21 protein-coding genes are annotated in these 25,042 nt (G+C 60.5%); 20 read left to right on the forward strand and 1 reads right to left on the reverse strand.

Features of this window, described 5'->3' with window-relative positions; genetic code table 11:
- Positions 1-66 precede the first annotated feature (66 nt).
- Entirely contained in the window at positions 67-858 is a 792-nt protein-coding gene (phhA, locus tag PSH73_RS07120) for a phenylalanine 4-monooxygenase (RefSeq protein WP_057444562.1), read from the reverse strand.
- Between the two features lie 277 nt (positions 859-1,135).
- Here phhA and PSH73_RS07125 point away from each other — a divergent pair, with 277 nt between their 5' ends.
- From PSH73_RS07125 to fliG, 20 genes are all read left to right on the forward strand, one after another.
- A complete protein-coding gene (locus PSH73_RS07125) occupies positions 1,136-2,698 on the forward strand; it encodes a sigma-54-dependent transcriptional regulator (protein WP_057438789.1) in 1,563 nt (520 codons plus the stop codon).
- Between the two features lie 328 nt (positions 2,699-3,026).
- Positions 3,027-3,767, forward strand: coding sequence for a flagellar basal body rod protein FlgF (locus tag PSH73_RS07130; RefSeq protein WP_057438904.1), 741 nt, complete (start codon positions 3,027-3,029; stop codon positions 3,765-3,767).
- 67 nt (positions 3,768-3,834) lie between these two features.
- Positions 3,835-4,620, forward strand: coding sequence for a flagellar basal-body rod protein FlgG (gene flgG / locus PSH73_RS07135; protein ID WP_057958870.1), 786 nt, complete (start codon positions 3,835-3,837; stop codon positions 4,618-4,620).
- Positions 4,621-4,672: 52 nt separating this feature from the next.
- A complete protein-coding gene (flgH, locus tag PSH73_RS07140; protein ID WP_032859002.1) occupies positions 4,673-5,368 on the forward strand; it encodes a flagellar basal body L-ring protein FlgH in 696 nt (231 codons plus the stop codon).
- Between the two features lie 27 nt (positions 5,369-5,395).
- Positions 5,396-6,484, forward strand: a complete 1,089-nt coding sequence (locus tag PSH73_RS07145; RefSeq protein WP_169989961.1) for a flagellar basal body P-ring protein FlgI — start codon at positions 5,396-5,398, stop codon at positions 6,482-6,484.
- A gap of 4 nt (positions 6,485-6,488) precedes the next feature.
- A complete protein-coding gene (flgJ, locus tag PSH73_RS07150) occupies positions 6,489-7,751 on the forward strand; it encodes a flagellar assembly peptidoglycan hydrolase FlgJ (RefSeq protein WP_169989953.1) in 1,263 nt (420 codons plus the stop codon).
- Between the two features lie 10 nt (positions 7,752-7,761).
- Positions 7,762-9,786 (forward strand): flagellar hook-associated protein FlgK, encoded by a 2,025-nt coding sequence (flgK, locus tag PSH73_RS07155; protein WP_169989954.1) that lies wholly within the window; start codon positions 7,762-7,764, stop codon positions 9,784-9,786.
- 14 nt (positions 9,787-9,800) lie between these two features.
- Complete coding sequence (locus PSH73_RS07160) at positions 9,801-11,420, forward strand: flagellar hook-associated protein 3 (protein WP_057438794.1); 1,620 nt, start codon at positions 9,801-9,803, stop codon at positions 11,418-11,420.
- Between the two features lie 268 nt (positions 11,421-11,688).
- On the forward strand, positions 11,689-12,618 hold the full coding sequence (locus PSH73_RS07165) for a ketoacyl-ACP synthase III (protein WP_057444564.1): 930 nt from the start codon (positions 11,689-11,691) through the stop codon (positions 12,616-12,618).
- A gap of 285 nt (positions 12,619-12,903) precedes the next feature.
- Positions 12,904-14,607, forward strand: coding sequence for a flagellin (locus tag PSH73_RS07170; protein WP_198792848.1), 1,704 nt, complete (start codon positions 12,904-12,906; stop codon positions 14,605-14,607).
- A gap of 71 nt (positions 14,608-14,678) precedes the next feature.
- Entirely contained in the window at positions 14,679-15,023 is a 345-nt protein-coding gene (locus PSH73_RS07175; protein ID WP_120732229.1) for a flagellar protein FlaG, read from the forward strand.
- A gap of 83 nt (positions 15,024-15,106) precedes the next feature.
- Positions 15,107-16,471: a flagellar filament capping protein FliD gene (fliD, locus tag PSH73_RS07180; protein ID WP_169989958.1), complete on the forward strand. Its 1,365-nt coding sequence runs from the start codon at positions 15,107-15,109 to the stop codon at positions 16,469-16,471.
- Positions 16,472-16,599: 128 nt separating this feature from the next.
- Positions 16,600-16,989 (forward strand): flagellar export chaperone FliS, encoded by a 390-nt coding sequence (gene fliS, locus PSH73_RS07185; protein WP_029292498.1) that lies wholly within the window; start codon positions 16,600-16,602, stop codon positions 16,987-16,989.
- Positions 16,990-17,014: 25 nt separating this feature from the next.
- Positions 17,015-17,311 carry a flagellar assembly protein FliT gene (locus tag PSH73_RS07190; protein WP_057438799.1) on the forward strand — a complete coding sequence of 99 codons (297 nt, stop codon included), beginning with the start codon at positions 17,015-17,017 and terminating at the stop codon, positions 17,309-17,311.
- Between the two features lie 173 nt (positions 17,312-17,484).
- On the forward strand, positions 17,485-18,960 hold the full coding sequence (locus tag PSH73_RS07195) for a sigma-54 dependent transcriptional regulator (RefSeq protein WP_057960246.1): 1,476 nt from the start codon (positions 17,485-17,487) through the stop codon (positions 18,958-18,960).
- Between the two features lie 110 nt (positions 18,961-19,070).
- Positions 19,071-20,282: a PAS domain-containing sensor histidine kinase gene (locus PSH73_RS07200; protein WP_057438801.1), complete on the forward strand. Its 1,212-nt coding sequence runs from the start codon at positions 19,071-19,073 to the stop codon at positions 20,280-20,282.
- 105 nt (positions 20,283-20,387) lie between these two features.
- On the forward strand, positions 20,388-21,767 hold the full coding sequence (locus tag PSH73_RS07205; protein ID WP_057960245.1) for a sigma-54 dependent transcriptional regulator: 1,380 nt from the start codon (positions 20,388-20,390) through the stop codon (positions 21,765-21,767).
- Between the two features lie 131 nt (positions 21,768-21,898).
- Positions 21,899-22,228, forward strand: a complete 330-nt coding sequence (fliE, locus tag PSH73_RS07210; protein WP_057438803.1) for a flagellar hook-basal body complex protein FliE — start codon at positions 21,899-21,901, stop codon at positions 22,226-22,228.
- A gap of 16 nt (positions 22,229-22,244) precedes the next feature.
- Positions 22,245-24,020 carry a flagellar basal-body MS-ring/collar protein FliF gene (gene fliF / locus PSH73_RS07215; RefSeq protein WP_115127660.1) on the forward strand — a complete coding sequence of 592 codons (1,776 nt, stop codon included), beginning with the start codon at positions 22,245-22,247 and terminating at the stop codon, positions 24,018-24,020.
- Complete coding sequence (fliG, locus tag PSH73_RS07220; protein WP_029292514.1) at positions 24,013-25,032, forward strand: flagellar motor switch protein FliG; 1,020 nt, start codon at positions 24,013-24,015, stop codon at positions 25,030-25,032. Before fliF ends, fliG begins: the two co-directional genes overlap by 8 nt.
- The last annotated feature ends 10 nt before the right edge of the window (positions 25,033-25,042 follow it).

A 25,042-nucleotide genomic window follows, 5' to 3' on the forward strand; every position in this document is an offset into this window, starting at 1 on the left:
CAGTCGCGTCACCCTAAAGCAACGCGCGGCCAGGGAACAGACTCACCTGGCCTTTAAAGCATCAGTTCAAGCCGCCTTGGGCTTGGGGGGGAACTTTGGCGCATGCAACCCCAGCTGCATGCCGCGCTCGACCATGCCCATGATGTCTTCCTGCGCCACTTCGAACAGGCGCTTGAGGTTGGGCAGGGCGAAATACAGCGGCTGCAGGATGTCGATACGATACGGCGTGCGCATGGCTTCCAGCGGGTCGAAGGCCTGATGCTCGGGCTCATCCGACAGGCAGTACACCGTCTCTTTCGGTGACGACAAAATACCGCCACCGTAGATGCGCCGGCCTTGGGGGGTGTCCACCAGGCCAAACTCGATGGTCATCCAGTACAGGCGCGCCAGGTACACGCGCTGCTCCTTGGTGGCCGCCAGGCCGAGCTTGCCGTAGGTGTGGGTGAATTCGGCGAACCAGGGGTTGGTCAGCAGTGGGCAGTGGCCGAAAATCTCGTGGAAAATATCCGGCTCTTGCAGGTAATCCAGCTCTTCGCGGGTACGAATAAAGGTCGCTACCGGAAACTGCTTGTTGGCGAGCAATTCAAAGAAGGTCTGGAAGGGGATCAGCGCCGGCACCCGCGCCACCTGCCAGCCAGTAGTTTCGGCCAGCACTTTGTTGATTTCGGCGAGTTGCGGAATACGGTCATGGGGCAGGCCGAGCTTGTCGATGCCGTCCAGGTATTCCTGGCAGGCGCGACCCTCGATCACTTTCAGTTGACGGGTGATCAGGGTGTTCCACACCGCGTGTTCTTCGGGCGGGTAGTGGATAAAACCTTGCGCATCGGGCTCGCGGGCCACGTAGTGCGTCTGTTTCATACGGCTCTCCTGCTAGGCATTCGTTCTTGTTATGTCCTGCTATGGGCTTATTGATACTCCGCCTGGCCGTGGATTCCACCCGTTGTTAAGGGAAGCCTGTAGGAAAAGTCGGCGTCTTTCGTAAAATATTCGTTACGATTTTGCCGTCGAGCACGCTGCATTGCGTTTTACTGGTTTGAAAAGGACGCTGGCTGTCACATAATCTTGACGACTATCTGCGTCCGGTGACAAAAAGACGCAGCCCGATCAGCCCTCCTACAACAAACCGGGCCTTTACATGCGTATCAAAGTGCATTGCCAGAACCGCATCGGCATCCTGCGGGACATCCTCAACCTGCTGGTGGAGTACGGGGTCAACGTGGCCAAGGGCGAGGTTGGCGGCGAACATGGCAATGCTATCTACCTGTACTGCCCGAACCTGGTGAATATGCAATTCCAGGCCCTGCGCCCGCAGTTCGAGGCGATTGCCGGGGTGTTTGGCGTCAAGCGGGTAGGGCTGATGCCCAGCGAGCGCCGGCACATGGAACTCAACGCCTTGCTGGGGGCGTTGGAATTCCCGGTGCTGTCCATCGACATGGGCGGCTCGATTGTCGCGGCCAACCGCGCGGCGGCGCAGTTGCTCGGGGTGCGGGTGGACGAAGTGCCGGGGATTCCCCTGTCACGCTACGCCGAGGACTTCGACCTGCCGGAGCTGGTGCGTGCCAGCAAGTCGCGGATCAATGGCCTGCGGGTCAAGGTCAAGGGCGACGTGTTTCTCGCCGACATCGCCCCGCTGCAATCCTCCGAACATGACGACAGCGAAGCCATGGCCGGCGCCGTACTGACTCTGCACCGCGCCGACCGGGTCGGTGAGCGCATCTACAATGTGCGCAAGCAGGAGCTGCGAGGCTTTGACAGCATTTTCCAGAGCTCTAAAGTGATGGCGGCGGTGGTGCGTGAAGCCCGGCGCATGGCGCCCCTCGATGCGCCCCTATTAATAGAAGGCGAAACCGGCACCGGTAAAGAATTGTTGGCGCGCGCCTGTCACCTGGCCAGCCCACGTGGGCAGTCGCCGTTGATGGCGCTCAATTGCGCGGGGTTGCCGGAGTCGATGGCCGAGACCGAGCTGTTCGGCTACGGCCCTGGCGCGTTTGAAGGGGCGCGGGCAGAGGGCAAGTTGGGGCTGTTGGAACTGACGGCGGGCGGTACGTTGTTTCTGGATGGCGTGGGTGAAATGAGCGCGCGATTGCAGGTGAAATTGCTGCGCTTTCTGCAGGACGGCTGCTTCCGGCGCGTGGGCAGTGATGAAGAGGTTTACCTGGATGTGCGAGTGATTTGCGCGACCCAGGTGGACTTATCGGAATTGTGTGCCCGTGGCGAGTTTCGCCAGGACCTGTATCACCGGCTCAATGTGTTGTCGTTGCATATCCCGCCGCTGCGCGAATGCCTCGACGGTTTACCGCCACTGGTCGAGCACTTTATCGACCAGGCCAGCCGTCTGATTGGCTGCCCGCTGCCCAAGCTGGCGCCGGCGGCCATGGAGCGCCTCAGCCACTACCATTGGCCGGGCAATGTGCGGCAGTTGGAAAACGTGCTGTTCCAGGCGGTGTCGCTGTGTGAGGGCGGCACGATCAAGGCTGAACATATTCGCTTGCCGGACTACGGCGTGCGTCAGCCGCTTGGCGACTTTTCCCTGGAGGGTGGCTTGGAGGAGATCGTCGGGCGGTTTGAAAAGGCCGTGCTCGAAAGCCTGTATGCCGAGCATCCCAGCAGTCGCTTGCTGGGTAAGCGCCTGGGCGTGTCCCACACCACTATCGCCAATAAATTGCGCGATTACGAAGTGCTCAAGGCCGACAAATAAGCCCCTGACACAGCGGGATAAAAATGTGGGAGCGGGCTTGCTCGCGAAGGGGGTGGATCAGTCAATACAGGTACCGACTGATCCACCCCCTTCGCGAGCAAGCCCGCTCCCACAATGGATCTGTGTTAATGCCAAGACCGGTGTTTGCCGCAACCGGCAGAACTCCGCCGTTTTTCCGACTCGTCCTGCCCCTCCAATAATCCTTGATACGCCCCAACCCCTTGCCCCGCCTGCCTTTCCCCGACTTTTAAAAAGTTGGTGCGCAAATTGCTAAAGACTCCTCAGTACATCGGTGGGCGGCAAACGTCCGTCAGTAAGAGGAATGAGCGTGGACAAATACCTTTATGTGGCAATGACCGGCGCCAGCCAGAATGCTCTGGCGCAAAAGGCCCATGCCAACAACCTGGCGAACATTTCCACCAACGGTTTTCAGCGTGACCTGGAGCAGGCCCGTTCGATGCCGGTGTTTGGTGACAGCTTTCCGGCGCGGGCGTTTGCCCTGACCGAGCGTCCTGGTACCGATTTTTCTCCGGGTTCGATGGTCGAGACCGGCCGTGACCTGGACGTTGCCGTCGGCGGCGATGGCTGGATCGCCGTGCAAACCCCTGATGGCGGCGAAGCCTACGTGCGCACCGCGAGCATGAATATCGACGCACTGGGCGTGCTGCGGGCCGGCAACGGCATGCCGATCATGGGCAATGGCGGGCCGATTTCGGTGCCACCCGAGCAGAAGGTCGAAGTCGGTGAAGACGGCACCATCAGCATCCGCGCCATGGGCGAAGGCCCACGGGTGATGGCAGAGGTGGACCGCATCAAGCTGGTCAAGCCGGACCTGGCCAATATGACCAAGGGCCTGGATGGCGCGATCCACACCAAGGACGGCCAGCCGGCGGTGGCCGATGCCAGCGTCAAGGTGAATTCGGGCTTCCTGCAGTCGAGCAACGTCAATGCCGTCGAAGAAATGACGGCGGTGCTGGCCCTGTCCAAGCAGTTCGAATTGCACGTGAAAATGATGAACAGCGCCAAAGAAGACGACCAGGCCATGACTCGCGTCATGCAGATGAGCTGATTGCAGCGCCACTGACTACTAATTTTGTAACGCGGCGCCAACAAACAGGCGCACGAAGGAGAACAGCATGCTTCCGGCTCTATGGGTTGCCAAAACCGGTCTGTCCGCCCAGGACACCAACCTGACCGTTATTTCCAACAACCTGGCGAACGTTTCGACCACGGGCTTCAAACGTGATCGCGCCGAGTTCCAGGACCTGCTCTATCAGATCAAGCGCCAGCCGGGTGCGCAGTCGACCCAGGACAGCGAATTGCCGTCGGGCCTGCAAGTGGGTACCGGTGTGTCCATCGTCGGCACCCAGAAGAACTTCACCGCCGGCAACCTGCAGCAAACCGGGCAGCCGCTGGACATGGCGATCAATGGCCGTGGCTTCTTCCAGATCCTGCAGCCGGATGGCACTACCTCCTACACCCGTGACGGCACCTTCCACCTGGACTCCAACGGCCAGGTCGTGACCGCCAACGGTTTTGCCCTGGAGCCGGCGATTGTCGTGCCCAACGATGCCCAGACCTTCACGGTCGGTGCCGACGGCACCGTGTCTGTCACCATCGCCGGCAACCCGGCGTCGCAAGTGATCGGCAACCTGCAGACCGCCGACTTCATCAACCCGGCCGGCCTGCAAGCCACCGGTAACAACCTGTTCCTGGAAACCGCTGCCAGCGGCGCGCCGCAAGTCGGCACGCCGGGCCTCAACGGGTTTGGCACCACCCTGCAAAGCACCCTGGAAACCTCCAACGTCAGCACCGTGGAAGAGATGGTCAACATGATCACCACCCAGCGTGCCTACGAGATGAACTCCAAGGTGATTTCCACCGCCGACCAGATGCTTTCGTTCGTTACGCAGAATCTGTAATCCAGTCTATGGGGCGCTCATAAGGCGCCTGCAACACCGTGAGGTAAGGGTCATGAGTCGCTTTGTTTCTGTTCTGGCATTGAGTGGGATTGCCGTGCTCGCGGGCTGTGTCGCCCCGACGCCAAAACCCAATGACCCGTACTACGCGCCGGTGTTGCCGCGCACGCCACTGCCAGCCGCTGCCAACAATGGCTCGATCTACCAGGCCGGTTTTGAGCAGAACCTGTACAGCGACCGCAAGGCGTTCCGTGTTGGCGACATCATCACCATCACCCTCAACGAGCGCACCACGGCGAGCAAGAACGCCAACTCCCAGGTGGCCAAGAACAGCAAGACCGGCATCGGCCTGACCTCGCTGTTTGGCGGTGGCTTGAACACCAACAACCCCCTGGGCAGTGGTGACTTGAGCCTGGACGTGGGCTACAGCGGCGACCGCGCCACCAACGGCAGCAGCAAGGCCGGGCAGGGCAACAGCCTGGTGGGCTCGATCACCGTGACCGTGGCCGACGTGCTGCCCAACGGCATCATTGCCGTGCGCGGCGAGAAGTGGATGACCCTCAACACCGGTGACGAACTGGTGCGCATCGCCGGCATGGTGCGCGCGGACGATATCGCCACCGACAACACCGTGCCGTCCACACGGATTGCCGATGCACGCATTACCTATTCGGGTACGGGTTCGTTTGCCGACGCCAGTCAGCCGGGTTGGTTCGACCGTTTCTTCCTTAGCCCGCTGTTCCCTTTCTAGGTGATCACTTTGAATCTCAAACAGCTGATGGCAGCGGTGTTGTTGCTCTCCCTGAGCGTTGCTGTCCAGGCCGAACGCCTGAAGGACATCGCCAGTATTTCCGGGGTGCGCAGCAACCAGTTGATCGGCTACGGCCTGGTGGTGGGGCTCAACGGCACGGGCGACCAGACCACCCAGACCCCGTTCACCCTGCAGACCTTCAACAACATGCTCTCGCAGTTCGGGATCAAGGTGCCGCCAGGTTCGGGCAACGTGCAGTTGAAGAACGTCGCGGCGGTGTCGATCAGTGCCGATCTGCCGGCGTTCTCCAAGCCGGGGCAGGTGGTGGACATCACCGTATCCTCCATTGGTAACTCGAAAAGCCTGCGTGGCGGCACCTTGCTGATGACGCCGCTCAAAGGTATCGACGGCAACGTCTACGCCATCGCCCAGGGCAACCTGGTGGTGGGCGGGTTTGATGCCGAAGGGCGCGACGGTTCGAAGATCACCGTCAACGTGCCATCGGCCGGGCGGATTCCTGGCGGCGCCACGGTGGAACGTACCGTGCCCAGCGGTTTCAACCAGGGCAACAGCCTGACCCTGAACCTCAACCGTTCGGACTTCACCACCGCCAAGCGTGTGGTCGACAAAATCAACGACATGCTCGGCCCAGGCGTGGCCCAGGCCATCGACGGCGGCTCGATCCGCGTGACCGCGCCGCTGGACCCGAGCCAGCGTGTGGACTACCTGTCGATCCTGGAAAACCTTGAGGTCGATCCGGGCCAGGCGGTGGCCAAGGTCATCATCAACTCGCGTACCGGCACTATCGTGATCGGCCAGAACGTCAAGGTGTCGCCAGCGGCCGTGACCCATGGCAGCCTGACCGTGACCATTACCGAAGACCCGATTGTCAGCCAGCCCGGGCCGTTGTCCGGTGGCCAGACCGCCGTGGTCCCACGCTCCCGGGTCAATGCCCAGCAAGAAGCCAAGCCGATGTTCAAGTTCGGTCCCGGCACCACCCTGGACGAGATTGTCCGTGCGGTGAACCAGGTGGGCGCGGCGCCCGGCGACTTGATGGCAATCCTCGAAGCCCTGAAACAGGCCGGCGCCTTGCAAGCCGACCTGATCGTGATTTGAGGCCATGGCCATGGACATGCGCAAGAGCGGTATCGCCAGCACGGCAGACTCGGGGTCCTACTCCGACCTGAACCGGCTTAACCAGCTCAAGTTCGGTGACAAGAACAGCGACGGCAACATGCGCAAAGTGGCGCAGGAGTTCGAGTCGCTGTTTCTCAACGAGATGCTCAAATCCATGCGCTCGGCCACCGATGCCCTGGGCAAGGACAACCCGCTGAATACTCCGGCGGCCAAGCAGTATCAGGAAATGTACGACCAGCAACTGGCGGTCTCGCTGTCTCGCGAGGGCGGCGGTATCGGCCTGGCGGACGTTTTGCTGCGCCAGATGCAAAAGAACAAGCCGGTGGAAGGGCAGGCCTCGACCCTGCAGGGCCCGGACGCGGCAGAGAAGAAAGTCGACGTGCCGACCCCGATTGCCGCCGGCACCCAGGCGGATGGCCCGTTGGGTCGTTCCAATGGCCAGCGTGCGCTGTGGGCGGCGCGGGTCGAAGTGGCGCCGCGTGTCGATGAAGGCACCCTGCGCAATGACATGGCGCTGATGAATCAGCGCCGCATCGCCTTGCCGAGCAAACTCACCGATCGCCTGCTGGCCGGTATCGTGCCGGGCGTCGAGGCGGCGGGCGCCGCCAAGGCTGCGCCACTGCGCAACAGCGCCGCCGAAGATGGCGTGATCAACGGTGCTGCGCGCACCTTTGCCGCCCGCGATTCGCGCATGCAGATTTACGGCCGCGCCGTGGCCCAGCCACCGCTGGCCCCGGCGAAAAAAGCCTTCAGTTCGCAAGACGAGTTTGTCGCCACCATGCTGCCCATGGCCAAGCAGGCGGCCGAGCGCATCGGCATCGACCCGCGCTACCTGGTGGCCCAGGCTGCCCTGGAAACCGGCTGGGGCAAATCGGTAATGCGCCAGCAAGACGGCAGCAGCAGCCACAACCTGTTTGGCATCAAGGCCGGGCAGAGCTGGCAGGGCGCCCAGGCGCGGGCGATCACCAGCGAGTTTCGCAATGGCGAGATGGTCAAGGAGACGGCGCAGTTCCGTTCCTACGACTCGTACCAGGACAGCTTTCACGACCTCGTGACTTTGTTGCAAAGCAATGAAAGATATAAAGAAGTCTTGAAGTCGGCCGATAACCCGGAACAGTTTGTACGCGAGTTGCAAAAAGCCGGGTATGCAACGGACCCGGCGTACGCCAGCAAGATTTCGCAGATCGCCAAAGCCATGAACAGCTACCAAAACTACGCTGCCGCTGGCGCATCCACTCATTTATAAGGTTTGAACCATGGGTTTGCTCAATATCGGGATGTCAGGACTCAATGCGGCTCAGGGATCGCTTGCGACCTTGAGTAACAACATTGCCAACGCCAAGACCCCTGGATACTCGCGTCAGCAGACCATGCAGACCGCCAATGGCATGTCCGCGGCCGGTGGGGTGTTCGTCGGCACCGGCACTACGCTGTCGGATGTACGCCGGGTGTATAACCAGTTCCTCGATACCCAGTTGCAGACCACCACGTCGTTGAATTTTGATGCCAAGGCCTACCTGGACCAGATCGGTTCGGTGGACAAGCTGCTGTCCGACAAGTCCACCGGTGTCGGTGCGGCCTTGAACAGCTTCTTCGCCGCGTTGCAGACGTCTTCGGCCAACCCCAGCGACAACTCCGCGCGCCAGTTGGTCTTGACCATTGCCCAGACCCTGGGCAACCGCTTCAACTCGATTGCGACCGAACTGAACAAACAGAAAGAAGGCATCAACAGCCAGTTGGAGACCATCACCGGCCAGGTCAATCAGTTGACCTCCTCGATTGCCTCCCTCAACCAGCAAATCTTCCAGGCCAAAGGCCAGGGCAACGGCGAGCCGGCGAACCTGCTGGATGCACGCAACGAAGCGGTGCGTTCGCTCAACGAACTGGTAGGGGTCAAGGTCACTGAGTCGGACGGCCATTTCAATGTCTCCCTGGGTACCGGGCAGACCCTGGTCGCGGACGGTGTGTCGAACAAGCTGTCGGCGGTGCCGAGCAAGGACGACAAGAGCCAGTACTCGGTGGTGTTGACCACCAGCGGACAACCCATGGATGTCAGCTCGGTGATCAGCGGTGGCTCCATCGGCGGCTTGCTGCGTTATCGCCAGGACGTGCTGATGCCGGCCATCAACGACCTGGGGCGTACCGCCATGGTGGTCGGCGAGGCCATCAATACCCAGCTGGGGCAGGGCCTGGACGCCAACGGGCAGTTCGGCGCCGCGCTGTTCAATGACATCAACAGCGTATTTGCCATTGGCCAGCGCAGTGTTGGCGGCTCGAATAACAGTGCCGGCTCCGGCAACCTGAACGTCACGATCAAAGACACCAGCAAACTGAGCACCTTTGACTACAAGGTGACCTTCAGTGACGACAAGAATTACACCGTGCTGCGTTCGGACGGTAAGTCCATGGGCACCTTCGACATCACCCAAACGCCACCGGAAATCGACGGCTTCACCCTTGCCCTGGATGGCAAGGGCCCGGTGGCTGCTGGCGATACGTTCAAGGTCAGCCCGACCGCCGGTGGCGCGATGGACCTCAAGGTGGTGATGACCGATCCCAACAAGCTGGCGTTTTCTGCGCCGCTGTTGGCCGAGGGCAACAAGAACAACAGTGGTACTGGCGTGTTCGAACCGCCGACGCTGAGCTTGCCCCTGGATATCCATGGCGGTGCCGGCACCGCACAGCTGGAAGCGGCGATCAAGGGCGCGATGCCGGTCAAGATGACGTTTGGCGAGCGTGCCGCCGATGGCACCCAGAGCTATGTGATCAATAACGCCCAGGGCCAGCCCATTGGCACCGGCACCATCGTGCCGGGCCAGGACAACAAGCTGACGATCAACGTGCCGTACGTAGACGGTAATGGCGACCCACAGACATTCGGGGTCGACACGGTCATCCGTGGTGAGCCGAAGCCGAACGATAGCTACAGCGTGTCGTTCAACAGTGGCGGCAAACTGGACAACCGCAATGCCTTGCAACTGCTCGACCTGCAAACCCGCAAGACCGTGGGCGCCACCGATGGCAATGCCGGCGTGAGCATGAGCACCGCGTACAGCCAGCTGGTCTCGTCCGTGGGTGGCAAGGCCAGCCAGGCCAACGTCGATAACAATGCGACCGGGGCCATGCTCGCGGCCGCCACGTCCAATCGCAGCTCCGTGTCCCAGGTCAACCTGGACGAGGAGGCCGGCGATATGATCCGTTTCCAGCAGTACTACACCGCGTCGTCGCAGATCATTAAAGCTGCGCAAGAAACCTTCAGCACGCTGATCAACAGTCTTTAAGGGAGTTTGAGACGATGCGAATCTCGACAGAACAGTATTTCAATACCACGACTGCGCGTTATACCAACAACTTCTCCAACGTCACCAAGACCCAGCAGCAGATCGACTCCGGCGTGCGCATCCAGACGGCGGCAGATGATCCGGTGGGCGCGGCGCGTTTGCTGCTGCTGCAGCAGCAGCAGGATATGTTGGGGCAGTACGCGGGCAATATCAGCAGCATGAAGAACTCGCTTAACAGCGAGGAAAGCGTGCTTGCCAGTATCGACACCGCCCTGGCGCGCGCGGGTGAGTTGTCGCTCAAGGTGGCGGGCAAGGGCGGTGGCGGTATCAGTGATGACGACCGCAAGGCCGTTGCCGCCGAGATTGGTGAAATCGAAAAGCAGGTCCTGAGCTTGCTTAACAGCAAGGATTCGTCCGGTCATTACCTGTTTGCCGGCGGCAAGAGCGACACCCCGCCATACGCCCGCAACAGCGACGGCACCTACAGCTATCAGGGCGATGAAACGCCGCTGAGCCTGAAGGTTTCCGACACCTTGTCGATGGTGGTCAATGACACCGGCAAGTCGATCCTGGAAGGTACGGTCAATGCGGGGCGTACCCAGGCGACCGGTTCGGTCAACGATGGCAAGGTGCTGGTTTCGGGCGGCATCGTCACGTCGCCGTCGACTTATGACAGCAGCTTCACTGACGGCCAACCATACAAACTGACGTTCCTCAGCAGCACCGAATACACCGTGACGGATGCGGCAGGCAACGACATCACCGCGCAAACCCCGGGTAACGGCAAGTTCGATGCGACCAAGGAAGGCAGTGCTTCGGTCACCGTGCGCGGCGTGACTTTTGATGTCGATCAGAACCTGGGGGATGCCAAGCCCGGTGCTGAGGCTGACGCGGTGTACAAGGACCGTGAATTCACTCTGCAAAGCAAGCCGGACAGCTTCAGTGTCTCGCGTACGCCGAGCAACCAAACCTCGGCGCAGTTGTCGGGCGGCACCGTCACCAGCCAGGCGGACTACAGCAGCACCTTCCCGAACAAAGGCGCGGTGATCAAATTTACCTCGACCACAGAATATGAGGTGTATGCCCAGCCGATCACCGCCGATAGCAAGCCGGTTTCCAGCGGCACTGTGGTGCCTGGTACGCCAGCCCAGCCGGGTCCACCGCCTGTGCCCGCCACGCCAGACAGCATCACGGCAGCTGGCGTGAAGTTTGACATCACCGGCGCACCGGGCACCGGTGACCAGTTCGCCGTGGGCTCCAACACCCACAAGACGCAAAATGCCCTGGATACCCTCAGCCAACTGCGCCAGGCCCTGGAAACCCCTTCTGACGGCGACCCGATTGCCCAGGCCAAGCTGACCGATGTGGTCAATGCTGCCATTACCAATATCAAGGCCTCCCAGGCCCAGGTTGATGGGGTGCGGGGCTCCATTGGTGCGCGGTTGAATTCGCTGGCGATCCAGGAGACCGAGAACACCAGCATGGTGCTGGCCAACAAATCGACCACCGCCGCCATTGGTGATACCGATGTGGCTACCGCCTCGATTGACCTGGCGTTCCAGAAGGCAATGCTGGAGGCCTCGCAGCTGGCCTTTGTGAAAATCTCCCAGTTGAGCCTGTTCAGCCGGATGTAATCGGCCTGGCAAGACCCGACGGCCCACCCTGGAAACAGGGTGGGCCGTTGTCGTTTCTGGCGCAGGCTTTTAAGCAAAGCGCACAAAAATGAGTGACCTATGAGTCATAAAGCGCATCTTCACTGTATCGTGTGAAAAGGCCAAGCCATCTTTCAGGCTCAGGTCAAGGCGACTTCGATGGTTTTTTGCGGGGTTATCCCCTTTATTGTCAGCGCCCCTGAAGGATTTTCAGGGGTGTTCTCCAGCTATTTTGTATTGGGAAGCCACAATGATTGGCATAAAAAGCATCGCCAGCTACGTGCCGGCAGAAGGGCTGGACAACTACGCCCAGGGTGCCAAATTCGCCAAGGATGAAGAGTTCATCATTGGCAAGATCGGCTCGGCATTCCTGCCGCGCAAGGATGTTGCACAGGAAACCTCGGATTTGTGCGTCGAGGCGGTCAATGCCTTGTTTGCCAACAACCCCGGGCTCAAGCGTGAGTCGATCGACGCGCTGATCGTCGTGACCCAGAACGGCGACGAAGAAGGGCTGCCGCACACCGCCGCCATCGTCCAGGACAAACTGGGCCTGCCGACCCACGTCGCGGCTTTCGATATTTCCCTGGGCTGTTCCGGGTATGTCTACGGCATCTACGCGATGAAAGGTTTCATGGAAGCCGCCGGCCTGAAAAACGGCCTGCTGGTGACCGCCGACCCGTACTCGAAGATCGTCGATCCGGAAGACCGCAACACCACCATGCTGTTCGGCGACGCCGCCACCGCCACCTGGATGGGCGAAGACGCCCCCTGGCAGTTGGGCAAGGCCAAGTTCGGCACCGACGGCTCCGGCGCACCGCACTTGAAGGTCAGCGATGGCGTGTTCTTCATGAACGGCCGCCAGGTTTTCAACTTTGCCCTGCTGAAGGTGCCAGCGCACCTGCACGAGCTGCTCAAAGAGTCGAACCTTGTGGCCGATGATATCGACGCGTTCTGCATCCACCAGGGCAGCGCGGCGATTGTCGACGCCGTGGCGCGGCGTTTTGAAGATGCGCCGGTGGAGAAATTCATCAAGGACATGGTCGAGACCGGCAACACCGTGTCGTCGAGCATTCCGCTGCTGCTGGAAAAGCACGTGATGGACGCCGAGTGGAAGCGCGTCGCCCTGAGCGGGTTTGGCGTGGGCCTGTCGTGGGGCTCGGCGATTATCTATCGGCCGTGATGCTTTGATAGGCTGCATAAAAAACGCCCAGGGTCGAAAGATCATGGGCGTTTTTTTATGCGGGTGTCGAGGCGGGGTTCTGGCGCCAGTAACCCGTGATTGCTGGCATTTCGGCCATCTATAAGGCCTTGAAATACAAGGGGTGGCACAGGGCTAGCAAAAAAACTCAAAAAAATCCTCAAGCAACCTGCATTCACGACGATAACTATTACGAAGGTTCTCTAGGCCACACCCGGCGGTTGCCAGGGCCGGAAGCCGCAGTATCCAACTCACGAGGATTTCGTCATGGCAATGTCCGTAAACACCAACATCACTTCCCTGGGCGTCCAGAAGAACCTGAACAAAGCATCCGACGCTTTGAGCCAGTCGATGAACCGTCTGTCTTCCGGCCTGAAAATCAACAGCGCCAAAGACGACGCCGCTGGCATGCAGATCGCCAACCGTCTGAACAACCAGGTCAAAGGCCTGAACGTTGCCATCGCTAACGCCAACAACGGTGTTTCGATCGCCCAGACCGCTGAAGGCGCAATGCAAGAATCCACCAACACCCTGCAGCGTCTGCGTGAACTCGCCCTGCAAGCGGCGAACGGTGATAAAAGCGACGCTGACCGTGTTTCCCTGCAACAAGAATTCACCGCTAAAGTGGGCGAGCTGAACCGCATCGCTTCCACCACCACCTTTGGTGGTCGTAACCTGCTGGACGGCTCGTTCAACAACGTGGCGTTCCAGATCGGCGCCAACGCCAACGAAACCATTTCGTTCGGTATGACCGATATCAGCGCTACTGCTCTGAAAGGTAACTACAGCGAAGCCACCGCAGTTGGTGGTGCTATGAAAGGTTTGAGCGCAACTTCTACCGGTTCGGTACTGGCTGCTGGCACTGCCTCGGTTAAAGGTGGTGCAGTTTCGACTCTGACAACCGGTGGCGCGGCGTCTACCGTTCTGGCTGCTGACGTTATTACCATCAACGGTAATGCTGTCGTGCTGACGGACGCTGATAAGGGTGCGGCAGTTGCTACTGCAATTCAAACTGCAGACCCAACTGTAACTGCAACCTTTAACGACACCACTGGTGAGCTGACTCTTTCGTCCGCTGCTCCTATCGTCGTAGGCGGTGCTGATGCAGGTAAAATCGGCCTGACAGCAGGAACTACCCCGCTCACAGGTTCCACGCCTAAAACTGGCACCGCTGAGATGGGGGCTGTAGGTGGCATTTCGGTCAACGGCACTGATGTGGCCTGGACTGCAACCAGCACCATCCAAGATGTATTGGACGACATCAACGCAGTAACCGGTATCGCATCCGCTGCAATCGGTACTGATGGTCGCATCAAGGTTACGTCTGAAGATGGCAACGATGTCAAACTGACCAACACTGTCAGCGGCTCGCTGTCGCAACTGGGCTTGGCTGCAGGTACCTCCCAAGCCAAACTGACCGAAGACACCTCTATCAGCCTGAACGGTGTTGAAGTCAAGTTCAAGAAAGGCGATACCACTGACGCGATCGTAGCTTCGATCAACAGTGCAAGCACCGGTGTGATGGCTAGCAAAGCTGCTGACGGTACTCTGTCGCTGTTCGCTGACAAGAACATCGTTATCGCTGACGGTAGCGCAGGTACCGGTCTGGAGAAACTGGGTCTGACAGCTGGCACCACTACCGCTGTTACCCTGGAAACTACCGTTTCCGACCTGAACATCCTGTCCGCCGCTTCGTCCCAGCAAGCCATTCAGGCCCTGGACGACGCCATGCAGCAGATCGACAGCCAGCGTTCGCAGCTGGGTGCGGTGCAAAACCGTTTCGCCAGCACCGTGGCCAACCTGCAGAGCATTTCGCAGAACTCCTCGGCTGCCAAAGGCCGCGTAGAAGACGCTGACTTCGCTTCCGAAGCCGCTGAACTGACCAAGCAACAAACCCTGCAACAGGCTTCCACTGCGATCCTGTCCCAGGCCAACCAACTGCCATCCGCTGTACTGAAGCTGCTTCAGTAATATCGGCTAGCGGTTAATCAACGGGGGGGTGCTAACGTGCCCTTCCGTTTTTTCAGTTTGGAGGTGATGACATGGACATGAGCATCAAGCTGAACGCGTCATACCCGGCTGCTACCACCCAGGCTCCCGCCACGGCTGCGACCCAGGCCAAGCCTGTCCCGCAGGCCGAGACCGAACCCGCCGAGGAGCCACAGCGCGTGGCATTGGAAAAAGCTGTTACCGATATGCGTGAGTTTGTGCAGGCTTCACAGCGCAACCTGGATTTTTCCATCGATGACTCCACCGGCAAAGTAGTGGTCAAGGTGATCGCTACCGACAGTGGCGAAGTGATTCGACAAATTCCATCGGAGACTGCGCTGAAGCTGGCGCAGAACCTGAGCGATGCCAGCAGCCTGTTGTTTGATACAAGGGCTTGAGTTGGCACGAAACATGTTTCTGATTGCTGCTTGGGCGTTCGTACGCCAAAAAAGCGGCAACCGCAGGACAAGGAGAGTAGCAAATGGCTAGTTCAACGATTTCCGGCCCAGGTTCGGGCTACGACACCCAAGCCATCGTCAAGGCGTTGGTGGGGGCCGAACGCGCGCCCAAAGAGGCGCAGATCACCGCCCAGCAGAAAGACGCCACCGTCAAACTGTCGGCCGTGGGCTCTGTGAAAACGGCGCTGGAAGCCTACCAGGCGGCAATCACCAAGTTGAACAACCAGTCCGCCTTCAATGGTCTGGCCGCCACGACCTCCGAAGAAAAAAACGCCAAGGTCACCCTGGGTGACGGCGCGGCCCCTGGCAAATACGTCCTTAAGGTGGAGAATCTGGCGACCTCGTCCAAGGTCTCCAGCAAAGTCATCGAAGGTGGCGCCTCGGGCAAGGCCAACGCTAGCGATGAGACTCAGACGCTGACGATTACCCAGTCGGGTAAAAACTACGATGTATTGGTGCCTGGAGGCGCGACCTTGCAAGAGGTTCGCGAATCCATCAATACCCAGCTTTCTGCCCAGGGCATCAGTGCCAACGTTCTGAGTGACTCCAACGGCGGGCGCCTGATCTTGACCTCCAGCACTAGCGGTGTAGGCACCGACATCACCCTCAGTGGTGACTCGGAGCTGGCGGTCGGTTATGACAAGGGTGCGCCGCCGGTGAACGCCATATACTCCATCGATGATGTCGTGATGGAGTCCACCAGCAACAAGATCACTTCCGCGATCAGCGGCGTGACCCTGGAGCTGCTGGATGGTGACCTGGAAAAAAAGGTTACGCTGACCGTAGCCAGCAACACCGACACCCTGAAGACCTCGGTGCAGTCGTTCGTCACCGCCTACAACGCGCTGATGACTGCCATCAACACCCAGACCAAGGTCACCGCCACCGGCGATGCTTCCACCACTACAGCGGGGGCCTTGACCGGTGATGCGTCGATGCGTCAGTTGGTCTCCAGCCTGCGTTCCGAGCTGGTCAACGGCAAGGGTGTGGGCAGCATTAGCAGTCTGGCCCAGATGGGCATCACCACTGACCAGAAAACCGGCTTGTTGAGCCTGGAAGACAAGGCGTGGGACAAGGCTGTGGTCAAGGGCGCAGGCGATATCGCCAAGATGTTCACCGGCGACACCGGCCTGATCACGCGCATGAACAAGGCGACCAGCAGCTATGTCGGTACCACCGGCACCCTGGCGACCCGTGCGACAGATCTCAACAACAAGCTGACTGATCTGACCACTGAAAAGGTTGACCTGGACCGCCGCATGGAAGCCCTGCAGAAGTCCCTGTCGGCCAAGTACACCGCCATGGACACGATGATCGCGCAGATCAACTCCCGCAGTTCCAGCATCATGACCACCCTCAACGCGCTGAACAATCCTAAGTCGAACTGATGAATGGTGCGCCCGCAGGCCCTGAAAAAGGGCCCGGGCACTCGGTGAGGGATTAAAGTTTTTCTCGGTACAGTCGAAAAACTACTTAAGCAATCCTATTTGACTGTGGCCTGTAACGAGGTAGCAACATGAACCCTATGAGAGCCCTTCGCCAATACCAGAAGGTCAATTCCCACGCCCAGATCTCCGAAGCCAGCCCGCACCGTCTGGTGCAGATGCTGATGGAAGGCGGCCTCGATCGCATGGCTCAGGCCAAGGGCGCATTGAGCCGTGGTGATATCGCCCAGAAGGGCCTGATGCTGGGCAAGGCGATTGAAATCATCTCCGGCCTGCGTGATGGCCTGGAGCCGGAAAAAGCCGAAGATCCAGCGGCGGTGCAGCAACTGGATGCGTTGTACGAGTACATGAGTAACCGTCTGGTTGAGGCCAATGGCGTCAACGATGCCGACATGATCGACGAAGTCGCACGGTTGTTGATTACTGTCAAAAGTGGCTGGGATGCCATCGCGCCACAATAGGGCCGTCGGCCTTGAGGAACACAGCATGAGCCACGCACTGCAACGGATCGACGAAACCCGCGACGCCTTGGTTGGCGCGCTGGCAGAGCGCAATTGGGATGCGATCAGCGAATTGGACATGGGCTGCCGTGTCTGGATCGACGAGGTGCTCAGCGAAGCGCCGGTGGACGAGGACGCGCTGCGGGAGAAGCTGGAGAGCCTGTTAGCGGTCTACCAGCAGTTGCTGGAAGTGACGACCGGCGAGCGCCAGGCGATATTTGAAGAGATGTCGCAGATCAACCAAGCGAAAAATGCGTCAAAGGTTTACCATCTGTTCGGCTGATCTGGCTCAGTTAATCCGAACATGGTGCGTCATAAATTTGACTGTTCGCATAATTTTGACTTAACTAGTGCTATTTTCAGACGTCAGGTATCCGTAGCGCAGAAAACGCCTACAGCTATCTAGATTGCCCCGATTCGAGGGCATTTGAGTTTTACTAGGGAAGTTGCTATTGCATGTGGCGTGAAACCAAAATTCTGCTGATCGATGACGATAGCGTTCGCCGCCGCGACCTGGCGGTGATTTTGAATTTTCTTGGCGAAGAAAATTTGCCCTGCGGCAGCCATGATTGGCAGCAGGCTGTCAGCTCTTTGTCGTCGAGCCGTGAAGTCATCTGTGTGCTGATCGGGACGGTAAACGCTCCTGGCGCAGTTCTGGGCCTGTTAAAGACACTCTCAACCTGGGATGAGTTCCTTCCGGTGTTGCTGATGGGTGATATTTCTTCCGTGGATTTGCCGGAAGACCAGCGCCGCCGTGTCCTTTCCACCCTGGAAATGCCCCCCAGCTACAGCAAATTGCTCGACTCCCTGCACCGTGCCCAGGTCTATCGCGAGATGTACGACCAGGCCCGCGAGCGCGGACGTCACCGCGAACCCAACCTGTTTCGCAGCCTGGTCGGCACCAGCCGTGCGATTCAGCACGTGCGCCAGATGATGCAGCAAGTGGCCGATACCGACGCCAGCGTGCTGATCCTCGGCGAGTCAGGCACCGGCAAGGAAGTGGTCGCACGTAACCTGCATTACCACTCCAAGCGCCGCGACGGACCTTTTGTGCCGGTCAACTGCGGGGCGATCCCGGCAGAACTGCTCGAAAGCGAACTGTTCGGCCACGAGAAGGGCGCCTTTACCGGGGCGATCACCAGCCGTGCCGGGCGTTTTGAGCTGGCCAACGGTGGCACCCTGTTCCTCGACGAAATCGGCGATATGCCATTGCCGATGCAGGTCAAGCTGCTGCGCGTGTTGCAGGAGCGCACCTTCGAGCGCGTGGGCAGCAACAAGACCCAGAGTGTCGATGTGCGCATCATTGCCGCGACGCACAAGAACCTCGAGAGCATGATCGAGGTCGGCAGCTTCCGCGAAGACCTGTACTACCGCCTCAACGTATTCCCCATCGAGATGGCCCCGCTGCGCGAGCGTGTGGAAGACATCCCGTTGCTGATGAACGAACTGATCTCGCGCATGGAACACGAAAAGCGCGGCTCGATCCGTTTCAACTCCGCCGCGATCATGTCCCTGTGCCGCCACGGCTGGCCGGGCAACGTGCGCGAGCTGGCCAACCTGGTGGAGCGCATGGCAATCATGCATCCATACGGGGTGATCGGCGTGGTCGAGCTGCCCAAGAAGTTCCGCTATGTCGATGACGAAGACGAACAGCTGGTGGACAGCCTGCGCAGTGATCTCGAGGAGCGGGTGGCGATCAATGGCCATACCCCGAACTTCGGCGCCACCGCCATGCTGCCGCCCGAAGGCCTGGACCTGAAGGACTACCTCGGCAGCCTCGAACAAGGGCTGATCCAGCAAGCCTTGGACGACGCCAATGGCATCGTTGCCCGCGCCGCCGAGCGCCTGCGCATCCGCCGCACCACGCTGGTAGAGAAGATGCGCAAGTACGGCATGAGCCGTCGTGAAGGTGATGAACAGGCGGATGATTGACGCCTGTTTTTTAACCTACTGAAAAATAAGGATATTTTTTCCGGCACGGGTATTGCTATAGCACTCGCAACGTTCCGTTTAACTGACGGTCAGCCAAGCGAGAGAGCACGATGCCCCACGCCGCCCACCTTTCTTCAGTCCCTGACACCCAGGGACTTGTCCCGTCCGTAGAGCAGATCAGCCGGCAAGGGCTTGAGCAGGCGTTTTCGCTGTTCAGCCAGATGTCCAGCCAGTTGACGGACTCCTACAGCTTGCTGGAAGCCCGGGTTTCGGAGCTCAAGGGCGAGTTGGCGGTGGTCAGTGCCCAGCGCATGCAAGAGCTGGCCGAGAAAGAGCGCCTGGCCAACCGTCTGCAAAACCTTCTCGACCTGTTACCCGGTGGCGTGATCGTGATCGACGACCAGGGCCGCGTACGCGAAGCCAACCCCGCGGCCTGCGACCTGCTGGGCCTGCCGCTGGAAGGCGAGCTGTGGCGCCATGTCATCACGCGCTGCTTTGCCCCCCGTGAAGACGACGGCCACGAAATTTCCCTCAAGGATGGGCGCCGCCTGTCCATCGCCACCCGTTCCCTTGACGCTGAGCCCGGCCAGTTGGTGCTGCTCAACGACCTGACGGAAACCCGGCACCTCCAAGACCAATTGGCGCGCCATGAGCGCCTGTCGTCCCTGGGGCGGATGGTCGCTTCTTTGGCGCATCAGATTCGCACACCGCTGTCCGCCGCGTTGATCTACGCCAGTCATTTGACTGATGAGCAATTGCCGGCCGCCACCCATCAGCGGTTTGCCGGGCGGCTCAAGGAGCGCCTGCATGAGTTGGAGCACCAGGTACGCGACATGCTGGTCTTCGCCCGGGGCGAGTTGCCGCTGACCGACCGGGTCACGCCCGCCGCCTTGCTGCAGGCGCTGCAGGCTGCCGCTGCCACCCATGTCCAGGAAGCCTCGGTGCGCTGGCAGTGCGACAGTCATTGGGGCGAGTTGCTGTGCAACCGCGACACCCTGGTGGGTGCGCTGCTCAACCTGATCGAAAACGCCAGCCAGGCCAGCGGCCCGGGGGCGCGCCTCAAAGTGCACCTGTACAGCCGCGAGCAAACCCTGCGCCTGTGCATCAGCGACAGCGGCAGTGGGATTGATCCGGCGGTGTTGCAGCGCCTGGGTGAACCCTTTTTTACCACCAAGACCAATGGCACCGGCCTCGGGCTGACCGTGGTCAAGGCAGTGGCCCGTGCCCATCAGGGAGAATTGCACTTGCGTTCCCGTGTGGGGCGCGGCACCTGTGCATTGATAACGCTGCCGCTGTTTTCCGGCGCGGCCAGCGCGGAGTAAAGAACACGCATACGACCTGTGGCGAGGGGGCTTGCCCCCCTCACCACGGGGCACCAAATGCAGCTGCCTTTTCAAAAACCTTGAAAAGGATGGGAGTAAGGATAAATGGCTATCAAGGTTTTACTGGTTGAAGACGATCGCGCCCTGCGTGAAGCACTGGCTGACACGCTGCTGTTGGCGGGCCATGACTATCGGGCGGTCGGTTCGGCCGAGGAAGCCTTGCAGGCCGTGGAGCAAGAGTCCTTCAGCCTGGTGGTCAGCGACGTCAACATGCCCGGCATGGACGGCCACCAGTTGCTAGGCCTGCTGCGCGCACGCCAGCCGCAACTGCCGGTGCTGTTGATGACCGCCCACGGCGCGGTGGAGCGCGCCGTCGATGCCATGCGCCAGGGCGCGGCAGACTACCTGGTCAAGCCCTTCGAACCCAAGGCCCTGATTGAGCTGGTGGCGCGCCATGCGCTTGGCGTCGTGGGTGTTGCAGACGGCGAGGGCCCGATTGCTGTCGAGCCGGCCAGTGCGCAATTGCTGGAGCTGGCGGCCAAGGTCGCCCGCAGTGATTCCACGGTGCTGATCTCCGGCGAGTCCGGCACCGGCAAGGAGGTGTTGGCGCGCTACATCCACCAGCAATCTCACCGCGCCAGCCAGCCGTTTATCGCGATCAACTGCGCGGCGATCCCCGACAACATGCTCGAAGCCACCTTGTTCGGCCATGAAAAGGGCTCGTTCACCGGCGCCATCGCCGCCCAGGCCGGCAAGTTCGAGCAGGCCGATGGCGGCACCATCCTGCTCGACGAAATCTCCGAAATGCCCCTGGGCCTGCAAGCCAAGCTGCTGCGCGTGCTGCAAGAGCGCGAAGTGGAGCGGGTGGGCGCGCGCAAGCCGATCCAGCTGGATATCCGCGTGGTCGCCACCACCAACCGCGACCTTGCTGGCGAAGTGGCAGCAGGGCGCTTCCGCGAAGATCTGTTCTATCGGCTCTCGGTGTTCCCGTTGGCCTGGCGCCCGTTGCGTGAACGCCCGGCCGATATCGTGCCGCTGGCCGAGCGCCTGTTGAGCAAGCACGTCAATAAAATGAAGCACGCTCAGGCGCGCCTGTCGGCCGAAGCCCAGGCTTGCCTGATCAGTTACCCATGGCCCGGCAACGTGCGCGAGCTGGACAACGCGATCCAGCGCGCGCTGATTTTGCAGCAGGGCGGCCTGATCCAGCCCCAGGACTTCTGCCTGGCCGTCGGCGCCGGTAGCGCGCCAATGCCGAGCCTGGCCCCGGCCCCACAGGAAAGCGCCCCGGCCGAGGCCGCTGGCGGTCTTGGTGACGACCTGCGTCGCCGTGAATTCCAGATGATCATCGACACCCTGCGTGCCGAGCGTGGCCGCCGCAAAGAAGCGGCCGAGCGCCTGGGCATCAGCCCGCGCACCCTGCGCTACAAGCTGGCGCAAATGCGCGATGCCGGGATGGATGTGGAAGCATTCCTTTTCGCGAGCTGAGATACACATCAGCTGACAAGGTTTGTCGGCTTTTCTTACGAGTTGCCAAGGAGCTGGCACCCTTGTTGCTACTACCCGTACTAACCGCTGCGTAGTGTCAAAAAATTGCGGGTCGTCGGAGAGAGAAGTTCATGAGCCAAGGTGTTGAGTTCAATCGGTTGATGTTGGATATGCGATCCATGCAAATGGACGCCATGTCCCAGCCGAAATCCGTCGCACAAGCGCCGGAATTGGGCCAAAGCAGCTTTGCCGATATGCTCGGTCAAGCCATCAACAAAGTCAGCGATACCCAGCAGGCCTCCAGCCAACTGTCGACGGCCTTTGAAATCGGCAAGAGCGGCGTGGACCTCACCGACGTGATGATCGCTTCGCAGAAAGCCAGCGTTTCCTTCCAGGCCTTGACCCAGGTGCGTAACAAGCTGGTTCAGGCTTATCAAGACATCATGCAGATGCCGGTTTAAGGACGAGATTTAAGTCATGGCAGAAGCAGTCGTGGATAACGTACCCGCCAAGACAGACGGCAAACCGCCGCTGTTTGGCCTGTCGTTCCTGGAAAACCTCTCCGAAATGACCATGTTGCGTCAGGTGGGCCTGATGGTCGGTCTGGCTGCCAGCGTGGCAATTGGTTTTGCCGTGGTGTTGTGGTCCCAGCAGCCTGATTACCGGCCGCTCTATGGCAGTCTGGCGGGGATGGACGCCAAGCAGGTCATGGAAACCCTGGCCGCCTCCGATATTGCCTACACCGTCGAGCCCAACTCCGGCGCCTTGCTGGTCAAGGCCGACGACGTCGCCCGTGCCCGCTTGAAGCTGGCCGGCGCGGGCGTGGCGCCGACCGATGGCAACATCGGCTTTGAGATCCTCGACAAAGACCAGGGCCTGGGTACCAGCCAGTTCATGGAAGCCACCCGCTACCGTCGTGGCCTGGAAGGCGAACTGGCGCGCACCATCGCCAGCCTGAATAACGTCAAGGGTGCCCGTGTGCACCTGGCCATCCCGAAAAGCTCGGTATTCGTACGCGATGAGCGCAAGCCCAGCGCCTCGGTACTGGTCGAGCTGTTTGCCGGGCGCTCCCTGGAGCCGGGCCAGGTCCTGGCCATCGTCAATCTGGTGGCGACCAGCGTTCCCGAGTTGAGCAAATCACAGATCACCGTGGTCGACCAGAAAGGCAACCTGCTTTCCGACCAGGCGGAAAACTCCGCGCTGACCATGGCCGGCAAGCAGTTCGACTACAGCCGCCGCATGGAAAGCATGCTCACCCAGCGCGTGCACAACATCCTGCAGCCGGTACTGGGCAACGACCGCTACAAGGCCGAAGTGTCTGCCGACGTGGACTTCAGCGCTGTCGAGTCGACCTCCGAGCAGTTCAACCCCGACCAGCCGGCCCTGCGCAGCGAGCAATCGACCAGCGAACAGCGCACTGCCGCCAATGGTCCTCCGCAAGGCGTACCCGGCGCCCTGAGCAATCAGCCGCCAGCCCCGGCCAGTGCCCCGCAAACCACCGGCGGCGCCGCCGCGACCGCCAGCGCGATCCAGCCCGGCCAGCCGCTGTTGGACGCCAACGGCCAGCAAATCATGGACCCGGCCACCGGCCAGCCAATGCTCGCGCCATACCCGGCCGACAAGCGTCAGCAGTCCACCAAGAACTTCGAGCTGGACCGCTCCATCAGCCACACCAAGCAACAGCAAGGGCGCTTGAACCGCCTGTCGGTGTCGGTGGTGGTGGATGACCAGGTCAAGATCAACGCCGCCAACGGCGAAACCACCCGCGCGCCGTGGACCGCCGATGAATTGGCGCGCTTCACTCGCCTGGTGCAGGACGCCGTGGGCTTCGATGCCAGCCGTGGCGACAGTGTCAGCGTGATCAACATGCCGTTCTCCCTGGAGCGCGCTGAGGTGATCGCCGATATTCCGTTCTACTCTCAACCCTGGTTCTGGGACATCGTCAAACAAGTGCTGGGGGTGTTGTTCATCCTGGTGCTGGTGTTCGGCGTGCTGCGCCCTGTGCTCAACAACATCACCGGCCACGGCAAGAAGCAGCTGGCGCCGTTCGGCGATGTCGAGTTGGGTGGCATGGGCGGCCTGGATGGCGAACTGGCCAACGACCGCGTCAGCCTCGGCGGGCCGCAGAGCATTCTGCTGCCAAGCCCGAGTGAAGGGTATGACGCGCAGTTGAATGCAATCAAAAGTCTGGTGGCAGAAGACCCGGGTCGTGTGGCCCAGGTCGTGAAAGAGTGGATCAACGCAGATGAGTGATAATCGAGCCTCTGTTGCCAAGCTGACCCGGGTCGACAAAGCCGCCGTGCTGCTGCTGTCCCTGGGTGAGACCGACGCTGCCCAAGTGCTGCGCCATATGGGCCCCAAGGAAGTGCAACGGGTCGGTGTGGCCATGGCGCAGATGCGCAATGTGCACCGCGAGCAAGTCGAGCAGGTGATGAGCGAGTTCGTCGAGATCGTCGGCGACCAGACCAGCCTGGGTGTCGGCTCCGACAGCTACATCCGCAAGATGCTCACCTCGGCCCTGGGCGAAGACAAGGCCAACGGCCTGATCGACCGCATCCTGCTGGGCGGCAACACCAGCGGCCTCGACAGCCTCAAGTGGATGGAACCACGGGCGGTGGCGGACGTGATCCGTTACGAGCACCCGCAGATCCAGGCGATTGTCGTGGCCTACCTGGACCCGGACCAGGCCGGCGAAGTGCTCGGCCATTTCGATCACAAGGTGCGCCTGGACATCATCCTGCGCGTCTCGTCGTTGAATACCGTGCAACCGGCGGCCTTGAAAGAACTGAACACCATTCTGGAGAAGCAGTTCTCCGGCAACTCCAACGCGGCCCGTACCACCCTGGGTGGTATCAAGCGCGCGGCGGACATCATGAACTTCCTCGACAGCTCGGTGGAAGGCCAGTTGATGGACTCGATCCGCGAGATCGACGACACCCTGTCGGTGCAGATCGAAGACCTCATGTTCGTGTTCAACAACCTGTCCGATGTCGACGACCGTGGCATCCAGGCGTTGCTGCGTGAAGTGTCCTCCGATGTGCTGGTGCTGGCCCTCAAGGGCTCGGACGAGGGCGTCAAGGAAAAGATCTTCAAGAACATGTCCAAGCGTGCCTCGGAACTGTTGCGCGACGACCTCGAAGCCAAGGGCCCGGTGCGCGTCAGCGACGTGGAAACCGCACAGAAAGAAATCCTCACCATTGCCCGCCGTATGGCCGAAGCCGGAGAAATCGTTCTCGGCGGGAAGGGCGGCGAAGAAATGATTTAAGGCGCAGCGC

The sequence above is a fragment of the Pseudomonas sp. FP2294 genome (assembly GCF_030687625.1).
Classification (GTDB): domain Bacteria; phylum Pseudomonadota; class Gammaproteobacteria; order Pseudomonadales; family Pseudomonadaceae; genus Aquipseudomonas; species Aquipseudomonas shahriarae.